The 12,051-nt window shown below is 69.1% G+C and carries 13 protein-coding genes; 12 read left to right on the top strand and 1 reads right to left on the bottom strand.

The window, feature by feature from the left end; genetic code table 11:
* From paaE to QSK25_RS37405, 3 genes are all read left to right on the top strand, one after another.
* Entirely contained in the window at positions 1–1,044 is a 1,044-nt protein-coding gene (paaE, locus tag QSK25_RS37415; protein WP_285645460.1) for a 1,2-phenylacetyl-CoA epoxidase subunit PaaE, read from the top strand.
* 38 nt (positions 1,045–1,082) lie between these two features.
* Positions 1,083–1,649, top strand: coding sequence for a hypothetical protein (locus QSK25_RS37410; RefSeq protein ID WP_285645459.1), 567 nt, complete (start codon positions 1,083–1,085; stop codon positions 1,647–1,649).
* Between the two features lie 118 nt (positions 1,650–1,767).
* Positions 1,768–2,388, top strand: a complete 621-nt coding sequence (locus QSK25_RS37405; protein ID WP_285645458.1) for a hypothetical protein — start codon at positions 1,768–1,770, stop codon at positions 2,386–2,388.
* Here QSK25_RS37405 and QSK25_RS37400 read toward each other — a convergent pair.
* Positions 2,373–3,203 (bottom strand): inositol monophosphatase family protein, encoded by an 831-nt coding sequence (locus QSK25_RS37400; RefSeq protein ID WP_285645456.1) that lies wholly within the window; start codon positions 3,201–3,203, stop codon positions 2,373–2,375. The genes QSK25_RS37405 and QSK25_RS37400 overlap by 16 nt on opposite strands.
* Before the next feature lie 144 nt (positions 3,204–3,347).
* On the opposite strand from QSK25_RS37400, the gene QSK25_RS37395 reads away from it, so the two are divergent.
* The 9 genes from QSK25_RS37395 to nuoE all read left to right on the top strand — a co-directional run bounded on the left by QSK25_RS37395 (position 3,348) and on the right by nuoE (position 12,047).
* Positions 3,348–4,421 (top strand): glycosyltransferase family 4 protein, encoded by a 1,074-nt coding sequence (locus QSK25_RS37395; protein ID WP_285645454.1) that lies wholly within the window; start codon positions 3,348–3,350, stop codon positions 4,419–4,421.
* Complete coding sequence (locus QSK25_RS37390; RefSeq protein ID WP_285645451.1) at positions 4,418–5,515, top strand: glycosyltransferase; 1,098 nt, start codon at positions 4,418–4,420, stop codon at positions 5,513–5,515. The genes QSK25_RS37395 and QSK25_RS37390 overlap by 4 nt, the downstream gene beginning before the upstream one ends.
* Before the next feature lie 35 nt (positions 5,516–5,550).
* Positions 5,551–6,252 carry a demethylmenaquinone methyltransferase gene (locus tag QSK25_RS37385; protein ID WP_285645449.1) on the top strand — a complete coding sequence of 234 codons (702 nt, stop codon included), beginning with the start codon at positions 5,551–5,553 and terminating at the stop codon, positions 6,250–6,252.
* Between the two features lie 480 nt (positions 6,253–6,732).
* Positions 6,733–7,998, top strand: coding sequence for a geranylgeranyl reductase family protein (locus QSK25_RS37380; RefSeq protein ID WP_285645448.1), 1,266 nt, complete (start codon positions 6,733–6,735; stop codon positions 7,996–7,998).
* 265 nt (positions 7,999–8,263) lie between these two features.
* The gene (locus QSK25_RS37375; RefSeq protein ID WP_030478224.1) at positions 8,264–8,629 is read left to right on the top strand and encodes an NADH-quinone oxidoreductase subunit A; all 366 of its coding nucleotides are present in this window, start codon (positions 8,264–8,266) and stop codon (positions 8,627–8,629) included.
* 7 nt (positions 8,630–8,636) lie between these two features.
* Entirely contained in the window at positions 8,637–9,188 is a 552-nt protein-coding gene (locus QSK25_RS37370) for a NuoB/complex I 20 kDa subunit family protein (RefSeq protein ID WP_086666372.1), read from the top strand.
* Entirely contained in the window at positions 9,185–9,934 is a 750-nt protein-coding gene (locus tag QSK25_RS37365; RefSeq protein ID WP_285645447.1) for an NADH-quinone oxidoreductase subunit C, read from the top strand. Before QSK25_RS37370 ends, QSK25_RS37365 begins: the two co-directional genes overlap by 4 nt.
* Entirely contained in the window at positions 9,931–11,331 is a 1,401-nt protein-coding gene (locus QSK25_RS37360) for an NADH-quinone oxidoreductase subunit D (protein WP_285645446.1), read from the top strand. Before QSK25_RS37365 ends, QSK25_RS37360 begins: the two co-directional genes overlap by 4 nt.
* Complete coding sequence (gene nuoE, locus QSK25_RS37355) at positions 11,328–12,047, top strand: NADH-quinone oxidoreductase subunit NuoE (protein WP_285645445.1); 720 nt, start codon at positions 11,328–11,330, stop codon at positions 12,045–12,047. Before QSK25_RS37360 ends, nuoE begins: the two co-directional genes overlap by 4 nt.
* Positions 12,048–12,051: the final 4 nt, after the last annotated feature.

The raw sequence follows: 12,051 nt of genomic DNA, 5'->3' as shown, positions 1-12,051 counted from the left end.
TTGTCGCGCCGAGCCGCCTTCCACAAGCTCACCGTCGCTCACGTCGACCGCCTCTGCGACGACGCCGTGGCCGTCACCTTCGACGTCCCCGCGGACCTGGCCGACGAGTTCGCCTTCACCGCGGGCCAGTACCTGACCCTGCGCCAGGGCGACGAGCGCCGCTCGTACTCGATCTGCGCCGCCGTGGGGTCCGCCCCGCGCATCGGCGTCCGCCGCGTGGACGGCGGCCAGTTCTCGACGTGGCTGGTCGACCGCCTCGTCCCCGGCGACGTGGTGGAGGTCCTGCCGCCCCTCGGCAAGTTCACGCCCTCTGCTGAGGTCGGCGCCCACCACGGCTTGGTCGTGGCCGGCTCCGGCATCACCCCGGCCCTGTCGATCGCGGCGACGGTGCTGGCCACCGGCGCCCGCGTGACCCTGATGTACGGCAACCGCAGCACCAACACGGTGATGTTCGCCGACGAACTGGCCGACCTGAAGGACCGCTACCCGGCCACGTTCCAGCTGATCCACGTCCTGTCCCGCGAACCCCGCGACGTGGAACTCTTCACCGGCCGCCTCACCGCCTCGAAGCTCACCGCCCTGTTCGGCAGCGTCGTCCCGTTCGACGCCATCGACGAGTGGTGGCTGTGCGGCCCCTACGAGATGGTCCAGGACGCCACCGCCGTGCTCCGTGGCCGAGGCGTGGCCCCCGAACGCGTCCACCACGAACTGTTCTACGTGGACGAGCCGCCGCCCCCACCGCGCCGGGCGGAAGCCGTGATCGATGCGGCCGCCTCCGTGACCGTGGTGCTGGACGGCAAGTCGACGACGCTGCCCTTGCCCGCCGACGAGCCGATCCTCGACGCCGCGCAGCGGGTGCGTGCGGATCTGCCGTTCGCCTGCAAGGGCGGGGTGTGCGGGACGTGCCGTGCGTTGGTCACCGAGGGGACCGTGGAGATGCGGCGGAACTACGCGCTGGACGTGTCCGAGGTGGAGGCCGGGTTCGTGCTCACCTGCCAGGCGCTGCCGACCAGCGAGTGCGTCACGGTGGACTTCGACGCCTGATCGGAGTAGCTCGTTACTCCTTTGAGACCATATGACCTATGTGGCATGGGTTCGTGGACGAGTCGCGCCGAGGTGCGACCTATCTCGTGGTCGCGGTCGTCGTTCGCCCGCGCGAGTTGGACGCGGTTCGGACCGCGTTGCGTCGGCTGGTGAGGTCCGGCCAGCGTCGCGTTCATTTCAAGAAGGAGAGCGACTCGCGCAGGCGCGAACTCGTCTCGCGGTTGCGCGACATGTGTCTGCGCGCGGCCGTGTGGACCGTTCGGGACTCGGACGACGTCCGTGCTCGCCGACTCTGCCTGTCCGCTGCCGCGACCTGGCTCCAGGAACTCGGGGTCACGCGGCTCGCGATCGAAAGCTGTGCCCACCAGGACACGCGTGACAGGCAAACGCTCGCGGCCGTGTTGGAGAAGGTCGACGGGCCGTTCACCTACGAGCACCTGCGACCTGCCGAGGATCCAGTGCTGTGGGCGAGTGATGCCCTCGCGTGGTGCTTCGGGGCGGGAGGCGACTGGCGGCAACGAATCCAACCGATGCTTGATGCGGTGGTGCGCCTCGACCAGTGCCCAGAAAGCGCGAAACCCGGCAACCGACCGTCCGGACGGTGAACCGGGTCCACTTCCGGCTCCTACTGGAACCGACAAGAAGAACATTAGCACAGACAGAAAGCAGGCCGAGATCTCAGACGGCCCACGAACGGCTGGTGGACGTGGCACCATCGAGAGCATGGTCGTCGTCCGTTCAGCTGTCTGGGGTGCCCTCATCGGCACCCTGCTCATGGGCGTCCTCGTCACGGTCGTCGACCTGACGACCCCCAGCGACAAGCCGACCGCGGCCTTCATCACCTTCATCGCGATCGCCTTCACCTCCGTCCTGTTCGGCGGCATTCCGGGCGCGGTCCTCGGCACGGTCGTGGGCGCCATCCGCAAGGCGGCCGAGCGTCCCCGCTACGCGCTGCCGCACCCGGTGCACCCGCCGCTCCCGCAGCAGCCCTACGACATGTGGTCCGACCTGGTCGAACGGTGCGCGGAGTCCACCAGAAGAGTCGCCGCGGCCGTGCAGACCGTGCCCAACTCGCCCGCCAAGGACTGGTTGCAGCGCATCAGCGAGCAGCTCGCCACGGAGCTCGACGACGTGCGCGGCATCGCGCAGCTGGGGCGGGCGCTCGGTGCGGTGGACCGGCAGCACCCCGTCTACCAGCGGTTGCTCAAGGCGACGCACGACTTCCACGCGTTCGAGAACGAGGTCGGGCGGGTGGCGTTGCAGATGTTCGACCACCCCGAGCTCGACGAGGCGCGCACGCACCTCGAGGTGCTGGAGAAGCAGCTTCCTCAGCTGTCGACCTGAAGCGCCGACTGCCACCACGACAGCACCTCGTCGGCCACGTCCGGGGCGGCCACCAAAAGACCGTCCACCGGCAACGAGGCGCCTTCGCCGCGTCTGTCGAGCACGACCGCACCCGACTCCACGGCCAACGACACCGCACCGGCGACGTCCCACTCGTGGTAGCCGTGCAGCACAGCGGCAGCCACGTGGCCGAGAGCGACCTGCGCTACGGCGAGGCACTTCGACCCAAGCACGCGCACGCCCGTGCCCGCTATCGCGGCCGTGGAGATGAACTCGCCCATGCCGGGCCATGGGCCCGTGCGCGTCATCTCGGTGCACACGACCAGAGAGTCGCCTTGGCGTTCGGTCAGGCGCACGGGCGTGCCGTTCGCGCGCATGCCACGGCCTCGTGCGGCGGCATAGATCTGGGAACGGTAAGGATCAGCGACCACCCCCACCACCGGGCCCCAGCGGTCCACCAGGGCGAGGCTGTAGGCGCACCACGGCATGCCCGCCGTGTAGTTCGCGGTGCCGTCGACGGGGTCGACGACCCAGCGGAACTCGGAGTCACCGGTGACGTCGTCGGAGTTCTCGCAGAACACCGGGATCGTGGGGAACTCCGCGGTGAGCACGCGGCGGGTGTGGCGTTCCAGGGTGCGGTCGGTGTCGGTGACCCAGTCGAACGGCGACTCGTCGGAGTCGGGACGCACGCCGCGGCCGGCGGTGGCCATGATGACGTCCGAAGCGTCGTTCGCCAGGCGACCGGCCACTTCCAGCGCGATGGACACCAGGCCGGGGTCTACCGGGTGCGCGGGACGGGACGACAAGACGGTCATGCTGGCCTAGTTTCACCGCGTCTCATGACCGGGAACCTAAGCGCAGGTGACGAATCGACGATCACCTGGCCACGACGTGAGGTGTTCCGTCCACGTCAAATCACGCGTCACGCGGACTTCATGCGAGCACCCCAAGGTGTGCCTGTGCGCGTAGCGATCGTGACCGAGAGCTTCCTGCCCCAGGTCAACGGAGTCACCAACTCGGTGCTCCGCGTCCTGGAGCACCTGCGCCGCAACGGACATCAGGCGATGGTCGTTGCGCCGGGCGCGGGTGCCGACTCCCACCACGGCACGCCCGTCGTCAGAGTCCCCTCCGTCGACGTGCCGCTGGTGACGAGTCTGCCCATCGGCGTGCCCGGCCCGAGAGTGCTGCACGCCCTCGCCGACTTCCAGCCGGACGTCGTGCACCTCGCGTCGCCGTTCGTGCTGGGCGCCTACGGCCTCAGGGCCGCGCGCAAGATCGACGTGCCGACCGTCGCCGTCTACCAGACCGACGTGGCGGGGTTCGCCGGCAACTACGGCCTGGGCCTCACCAAGCGCGCGGCCTGGCGGTGGACCAGGCGCCTGCACACGCTGGCGGACCGCACCCTCGCGCCGTCCAGTTCGGCGGTGGAGGCCCTGGAACAGCACGGCGTTCCCAGGGTCCACCGCTGGGGCCGGGGCGTCGACATCGACCTGTTCCACCCGCGCCCCCGGCAGAACGACGAGCTGACCATCGGCTACGTCGGCCGCCTCGCGCCGGAGAAGCAGGTCCACCGCTTGAAGGAACTGCACGACCTGCCGGGCGTGAAGCTCCGCGTCGTCGGTGACGGTCCGGACCGCGAGCAGCTCGAGCGGGACATGCCGAACGCCGAGTTCCTCGGCTTCCGGACCGGCCAGGAGTTGGCGGAGGCCTACGCCTCCCTCGACGTCTTCATCCACACGGGCCCGCACGAGACGTTCTGCCAGGCCGTCCAGGAAGCCCTCGCCACCGGCCTGCCCGTGCTCGCCCCGAACGCGGGTGGCCCGCGCGACCTGGTACGCCACGGCCGCACCGGCTACCTGTTCGAGGAGGACATCACCCAGTACGTGGACCTGCTGCGCGACCCGTTGCTGCGCAAGCGCTTCGGCACCGCGGCCCGCAAGTCCGTGCTGACCAGGACGTGGCCGGCGATCTGTGACCAGCTGATGGGCCACTACGCCGCGGTGATCGGACTGACGCACCAGGCGGCCGCTTGAGGATCGTGCAGCTCGCGAACTTCTACGGGCCCAAGTCGGGCGGTCTGCGCACCGCCCTGCACCACCTCGGCACCGGGTACGCCCAGCTGGGCCACGAGGTGGTCCTGGTCGTCCCCGGACCCCGCCACGCCGACGAACAACTCGCCGGCGGCGTGAGGCGCATCACCCTGCCCGCGCTGAAGATCCCGTACACCGGCGGCTACCGCGTGGTCGACCCGTGGCGCGTCAAGGCGTTGCTGGAAGGCCTGAAACCGGACCGCCTGGAGGTCTCCGACCGCCTCACCCTGCGCGGCATGGGCGCCTGGGCGGGCGAACGCGGCATCCCGAACATCGTCATCTCCCACGAACGCCTCGACCGCCTGCTGCGCTTCGTGCTCCCGCAGACCCCGGCCGAACGCGCGGCGGACTGGGCGAACCGCCGCATGGCCGCCTCCTACGACACGGTCGTCTGCACGACGGGTTTCGCCCGCGAGGAGTTCGACCGCATCGGCGCCACGAACGTCGCCCAGGTCCCGCTCGGCGTCGACCTGACGACGTTCACCCCGGCCCGTCACTCCGCCGAACTCCGCAGGGACCTGTTGCAGGGCAAGGAGAGCCTGCTGATCCACTGTGGACGTCTCTCCCCGGAGAAGCACGTCGAACGCTCCGTCGACACCCTCGCCGAACTCCACGAGCAGGGCCACTCGGCCCGCCTCGTCATCGCGGGCGACGGCCCCAGGCGTGCGGCCCTGGAGAAGCGCGCGGCAGGCCTCCCGGTCACCTTTCTGGGCTTCGTGAAGTCCCGCCAGGACGTCGCGGACCTGCTCGCCTCGGCCGACCTCTCCCTCGCCCCCGGCCCGCACGAGACGTTCGGCCTCGCCGCCCTCGAAGCCCTGGCGAGCGGCACGCCGGTGGTCGTCAGCCAGAGCAGCGCCCTGAAGGAGATCGTCCAGCCGTCCTGCGGCGCCGCCGTCCAGGACCACGCCGAAGCGTTCGCCGCGGCAGCGCGAACCCTGCTCCGCACCGGCTCGCGCGAGGCGGCCCGCGCCAGGGCCGAGCAGTACCCCTGGCACGCGGCGGTGGGCGGCATGCTCACCGCCCTGAAGGTGCCCTGAAGAAGATCTCAGCACCTCTGACCTACTCTCATGTCATGTCGCGAGCCGGCCTGGACAAGAACCCCCGCGAAGTAGCCGAGATGTTCGACGGCGTGGCCAAGGGCTACGACCGGACGAACTCGGTCATGACGCTGGGCTTCGACCGCCGCTGGCGGGAGTGGAGCCGCCGCGTGCTCGACGCGCGCCCCGGCGAGAAGGTCCTCGACCTCGCCGCGGGCACCGCCGTCTCCACCGTCGAGTACGCCGCCTCAGGAGCCTGGTGCGTGGCGGCCGACTTCTCCGTCGGCATGCTCGCCTCCGGAGCCCACCGCAGCGTCCCCAAGGTGGCGGCGGACGCCCTGCGCCTGCCGTTCAAGGACGACTCCTTCGACGCGGTCACGGTCTCCTTCGGCATCCGCAACTTCAACGACACGGTCGCCGCCCTGAAGGAGATGGCGCGCGTGACCAAGCCGGGTGGCCGCATGGTCATCTGCGAGGTCTCCACGCCGGTCTGGAGGCCGTTCCGCTTCGTCTACATGCGCTACCTGCTCAAGCTGCTGCCGCTGATCGCGAAGTTCGTCTCGTCGAACCCGGTCGCGTACTCCTACCTGGCCGAGTCGATGGCTTCCTGGCCGAACCAGCGGGCGCTGGGCGAGCTCATCTCGCAGGCGGGCTGGGAGGACGTGGCGTGGTTCAACCTGACCGGCGGCATGGTCGCCCTGCACCGCGCGACGAAGCCGAAGCCCGCCGCCGAGTAGGCAAGCGCACGAAACCGCACTCGCCAACGCACAGCAACCACGCGCACAAGCCAGGCGCGGGGTGCCAACCGGATGGCCAAAGGCATGAGCCAGCCACCTACGAGGCCTGGCACGCGAAGCCGAAGGCGAGCCCTGACGAGCTGCTGCCCAGCTTCCAGCCGGTTCCACCTGAACCGGCGATCGGGGCTTGACCTCGAGGGGCGGGATGCCGCCCTGTTCGGTCCGGCCGGGGCACTTCCACCCCGGCTTGTGAGGCCGCGAACGCATCCCGCCGGAGGCTCGAGGTCAAGCCCCGATCGCGACCCATCTCATCCGTCACGACCTGCGCGCCCACCCTCGCGAGGTGACCCGGCCAACCCAACGCGACCGACCCCGCCGGAACCGCGACCCAACCCGCAAACCGGACCCCATCGCCCAGAACCCTCAGCAACGGCCGGTTAGGCTCGGTGACGGAGTCACGGCACACGTTAGGGAGTCTGGATGAGCAGGCGCGGGATCAACGAGGACGCCGACGTCATCGTCGTGGGCGCGGGACCGGCGGGCTCGACCGCGGCCACCTACCTCGCCAGGGCAGGCCTCGACGTCCTGCTCCTCGAGAAGAGCACCTTCCCCAGGGAGAAGGTCTGCGGCGACGGCCTCACCCCCAGGGGCGTCAAGCAGCTCATCGACCTCGGCATCGACACCCGCGAGAGCGCCGGCTGGCTGCACAACAAGGGCCTGCGCGTCGTCGGCGGCGGCGTCACGATGGAGCTCGACTGGCCGGACCTGGCCACGTTCCCGAACTACGGCGTGGTCCGCCCGCGGATGGACTTCGACGAGATGCTGGCCAACGCGGCGAAGGCCGCCGGCGCCCGCATGCACGAGCACACCACCGTCACCAAGGCCATCATCGAGAACGGCCGGGTCGTCGGCGTCGAGGCCAAGCAGGGACCGGAGAAGAACCCGGTCACGTACCGGGCCCCGATCGTCGTCGGCTGCGACGGCGTCTCGGCCAGGCTCGCCCTGTCCGTGGGCCTGCAGAAGGACGACGCCAAGCCCATGGGCGTGGCGGTGCGCCGCTACTACGACAGCCCGCGCTCGAAGGACGACTACCTCGAGAGCCACCTCGAGCTGTGGGCCCCGGACGGCCAGCTGCTGCCCGGCTACGGCTGGATCTTCGGCATGGGCGACGGCACGGTGAACGTCGGTCTGGGCATTCTCAGCACGTCGAAGGCCTACGGCACCACGGACTACCGCGCGCTGCTGCGCTCCTGGCTCGACGCGACGCCGGAGGAGTGGGGCTTCCGCGAGGAGAACGCGACGAGCCGCATCGGCGGCGCCGCGCTCCCCATGGGCCTCAACCGCAAGCCGCACTACCGGGCGGGCCTCGTGCTCGTCGGCGACGCCGGCGGCATGGTCAACCCGTTCAACGGCGAGGGCATCGGCTACGCCATGGAGTCGGCCAGGATCGCCTCCGAGAGCATCGTCCAAGCGCTTGCGCGCACCGGCGTCAACCGTGAACGGGCGCTGCACGGCTACCCCGTCCGGATCGAAGAGGCGCTCGGCAGTTACTACCGTTTGGGCAACGTCTTCTCGAAGCTCATCGGTAACCCGGCGATCATGCGGACCGCAACGAAGTACGGAATGCCGCGGAAACGCCTGATGAAACTCGTGCTCAAGCTGCTCGCGGGCCTCTACGACCCCAAGGACGGCGACTCAATGGACAAGCTGATCGTGGCCGCCACGAAGCTCGCGCCGAGCGCGTAAATTACTCCGAATAGGTGACGGCACCGGCTCAATACGAGCCGGTGCCGTTTCGCATGTGTCGGGCAAGTTAAAGCCCCAGGTTAGACCCTGTGATCTAGGTCATTTACAGGCGTTCTACACTGGCGAGCGACCTTGTGAATCACTTCACAACAGTGTGATCAAGCTTGTGAACTGTTTCACAAGCGTTTGTTAGGTCCGCCTAACAAACGAGTCGCAGAACAACACCCTTAGGGTGCGGTCGACCGCGAGGAAAGGACGACGGAGCGTGCTTGACCCTTACCTCCCCCTCGTATTGATGTTCGCGCTTGCCGGGGCGTTCGCGCTGTTCTCGGTGACCGCAGCTCCCTACATCGGACCCCGCCGCTACAACAAGGCGAAGCTCGACGCGTACGAGTGCGGCATCGAGCCGAGCCCGCAGCCGGTCGTGGGTGGTGGGCGCATGCCCGTCGCCTACTACCTGACGGCGATGCTGTTCATCTTGTTCGACATCGAAATGGTCTTCCTCTACCCGTTCGCCGTAGCGGCCGACAAGCTCGGCCTGTTCGGGCTGGTGGAGATCGTCCTGTTCGTCGCCACGGTCGGCTTCGCGTACGTCTACGTGTGGCGTCGCGGCGGCCTCGACTGGAACTGAGGAAGTCATGGGTCTCGAGGAGAAGCTCCCGAACGGCATCCTGCTGGTCAGCGTCGAGAAGCTGGTCAACTGGACCCGCAAGTCCTCGCTCTGGCCTGCCACCTTCGGCCTGGCCTGCTGCGCCATCGAGATGATGACGACGGGTGGTCCGCGCTACGACCTCGCCCGCTTCGGCATGGAGGTCTTCCGGGCCTCACCGCGCCAGGCGGACCTGATGATCGTGGCCGGCCGCGTCACCAACAAGATGGCGCCGGTGCTGCGGCAGATCTACGACCAGATGCCCGAGCCGCGCTGGGTGCTGGCGATGGGCGTGTGCGCCAGTACGGGCGGCATGTTCAACAACTACGCGGTGGTGCAGGGCGTCGACCACGTCGTGCCCGTCGACATGTACCTGCCGGGCTGCCCGCCGCGGCCGGAGATGTTGATGGACGCGATCCTCAAGATCCACGCCAAGATCATGGACGAGCCGCTGAACGCCGTGCGCGCCAAGGCACTCGCCGACTCGGGCTACCGCACCGATCTCATCCCGTCGTCCGAGCGTTTTGCGAGGAAGAAGTGACCGAGCCAGGGGGAGAGCACTCCAGCGTCAACCGCGCGGGAGAGGACCTCGAGAAGACCAACCCGAACGACGCGTCGGCCAAGGCGCCGATCCTCGCGGGCAAAGAGCGCAAGGGCCTCTTCGGCGTCACCGGCTCCGGTGACACGTCCGGCTTCGGCGGCCTGCGCCTGCCCGCCCACGTCGCGGCTCCGTCCGAGCGCCCGTTCGGCGGCTGGTTCGACGAGGTCGCGGACGAGCTGTTCGCCGCCATCGCCGACAAGGACCTGCCCGCCGACACGGTGCAGCAGGTGACGGTCGACCGCGGCGAGATCACCTTCTACCTCAGGCCGGAGACGCTGCTGGAGGTCGCGCGGATCTTCCGCGACACCCCGTCGCTGCGCTTCGAGCTCTGCAGTTCGGTGTCCGGTGTGGACTACGGCGCCGAGGTGCCGCAGCGCCTGCACTCGGTCACCCACCTCACGTCGATGACGTACCGCCGCCGCGTCCGGCTGGAGGTCGCGGTCGACGTCGAGCACCCGCACGTGCCGAGCCTCGTCGAGGTCTACCCGACGGCGGACTGGCAGGAGCGCGAGACCTGGGACATGTTCGGGATCATCTACGACGGTCACCCCGGACTGACCCGCATCCTCATGCCGGACGACTGGGACGGCCACCCGCAGCGCAAGGACTACCCGCTGGGCGGCATTCCGGTCGAGTACAAGGGCGCGGAGATTCCTCCGCCGGACCAGAGGCGGTCGTACTCATGACCGAGCGGCTTTCGGACGTCACCACCGGGACGAACACCAGCGCCACCGGTAGCGACAGCACGGACGACGTCGACACCCGCACGAACGTCGACACGGAGGTCGCCGAGTCCCGGCGCACCACCGAGGGCACCGTCTACACGGTGACCGGCGGCGACTGGGACGAGGTGCTCGCGGACGCCGTCCACGACGAGCGCATCGTCATGAACCTCGGCCCGCAGCACCCGTCGACCCACGGCGTGCTCCGCCTCGTGCTGGAGCTCGAGGGCGAGACGGTCACGCACGCCCGCAGCGTCATCGGCTACCTGCACACCGGCATCGAGAAGAACGTCGAGTACCGGAACTGGGTCCAGGGCGTCACCTTCGTCACGCGCACCGACTACCTCGCGCCGCTGCACCACGAGGCGGCGTACTGCATGAGCGTCGAGAAGCTGCTCGGCGTCACGGTGCCGGACAAGGCGCAGGCGATCCGCGTGCTCCTCATGGAGCTCAACCGGATCAGCTCGCACCTCGTCGCGCTCGCCACCGGCGGCATGGAGCTCGGTGCCCTCACCGGCATGACCTCCGGCTTCCGCGAGCGCGAGGAGGCGCTGCACCTGCTGGAGCACCTCACCGGTCTGCGCATGAACCACGCGTTCATCCGCCCCGGCGGTCTCGCGCAGGACCTCCCGGCGGACGCGGTCGAGAAGATCAACGCGTTCGTCAAGGTCATGGAGAAGCGGCTCCCGGACTACGACAAGCTGCTCACCGGCCAGCCGATCTGGCGCAACCGCCTCGCGGGCGTGGGCTACCTGCCCGTCGACGCGTGCCTCGCGCTCGGCATCACCGGCCCGATCCTGCGCTCCGCGGGCCTCGCCTGGGACCTGCGCAAGGTCGAGCCGTACAGCGGCTACGAGAACTACAACTTCGACGTCCCCACCTCGAACGCGGCGGACTGCTTCGCGCGGTACCTGCTGCGGCTCGAGGAGATGCACCAGTCGCTGAAGATCATCAAGCAGGTCGTGAAGAGCCTGCCGACCGGTCCGGTGATGGTCGAGGACGCGAAGATCGCGTGGCCCGCGCAGCTCACGATCGGCAGCGACGGCATGGGCAACTCGCTCGAGCACGTCCGCAAGATCATGGGCCAGTCCATGGAGTCCCTGATCCACCACTTCAAGCTGGTGACCGAGGGCTTCAAGGTGCCGCCCGGCCAGGTCTACGTGCCGGTCGAGTCGCCGCGCGGCGAGCTCGGCTACCACGTCGTCTCCGACGGCGGCACCAGGCCGATGCGCGTGCACCTGCGCGAGCCCAGTTTCGTGAACCTGCAGTCGATGCCCGCGATGTGCGAGGGCGGCATGGTCGCCGACGTGATCGCCGCCGTCGCCTCGATCGACCCGGTGATGGGTGGTTGCGACCGATGACCCAGGCAGCTGAGAACACCACGTTCGACCAGTCCACTGTGGACCGCGCGCAGGCGATCATCGCCCGCTACCCGCAGTCCCGCAGCGCGCTGCTCCCGATGCTGCACCTCGTGCAGTCCGTGGAGGGCTTCGTCTCGCAGGAGGGCATCCGGTTCTGCGCCGGACAGCTCGACCTGACCGAGGCCGAGGTCAGCGCGGTCGCGACGTTCTACACGATGTACAAGCGCCGCCCGTGCGGTGAGCACCTCGTGAGCGTCTGCACCAACACGCTGTGCGCGGCGCTGGGCGGCGACGACATCTACAAGACCCTCAAGGACCACCTCGGCGTGGGCCACGAGGAGACCGCGGGCGAGCCGGGCACGCCGGGCTCGATCACCCTGGAGCACGCCGAGTGCCTCGCCGCGTGCGACCTCGGCCCGGTGCTGCAGGTGAACTACGAGTTCTACGACAACCAGACGCCCGAGAAGGCGCTGGGACTCGTGAAGGCGTTGCAGTCGGGGGAGAAGCCGGACCCGACGCGCGGTGCCCCGCTCACCGACTTCAAGCAGGCCGAGCTCCAGCTGGCCGGGTTCTTCGAGGGTCGCGACGCCGACCTCGACGGCCCGTCGGCGGCGCCGGAGTCGTTGCGCGGCGCCCAGATCGCCCAGGAACGCGGCTGGGACGCGCCGGCCATGCCGGCCAACGCCGAGTTCCCCGCCCTGCCGGAAAAGAAGTAGGGAC

Source organism: Lentzea sp. NBRC 102530 (genome assembly GCF_030269365.1).
Lineage (GTDB): Bacteria > Actinomycetota > Actinomycetes > Mycobacteriales > Pseudonocardiaceae > Lentzea.
Note: the sequence above shows the minus strand (reverse complement) of the source record. Positions and strands in the feature narration are given on the sequence as shown.

What these genes read in the sequence shown, in the direction of transcription:
- QSK25_RS37410 (WP_285645459.1), top strand. Translation starts at nt 1,083, where the DNA reads ATGTGGCATGGGTTCGTGGACGAGTCGCGCCGAGGTGCGACCTATCTC.
- QSK25_RS37405 (WP_285645458.1), top strand. Translation starts at nt 1,768, where the DNA reads ATGGTCGTCGTCCGTTCAGCTGTCTGGGGTGCCCTCATCGGCACCCTG.
- QSK25_RS37400 (WP_285645456.1), bottom strand. Translation starts at nt 3,203, where the DNA reads ATGACCGTCTTGTCGTCCCGTCCCGCGCACCCGGTAGACCCCGGCCTG.
- QSK25_RS37385 (WP_285645449.1), top strand. Translation starts at nt 5,551, where the DNA reads ATGTCGCGAGCCGGCCTGGACAAGAACCCCCGCGAAGTAGCCGAGATG.
- QSK25_RS37380 (WP_285645448.1), top strand. Translation starts at nt 6,733, where the DNA reads ATGAGCAGGCGCGGGATCAACGAGGACGCCGACGTCATCGTCGTGGGC.
- QSK25_RS37370 (WP_086666372.1), top strand. Translation starts at nt 8,637, where the DNA reads ATGGGTCTCGAGGAGAAGCTCCCGAACGGCATCCTGCTGGTCAGCGTC.
- QSK25_RS37360 (WP_285645446.1), top strand. Translation starts at nt 9,931, where the DNA reads ATGACCGAGCGGCTTTCGGACGTCACCACCGGGACGAACACCAGCGCC.
- nuoE (WP_285645445.1), top strand. Translation starts at nt 11,328, where the DNA reads ATGACCCAGGCAGCTGAGAACACCACGTTCGACCAGTCCACTGTGGAC.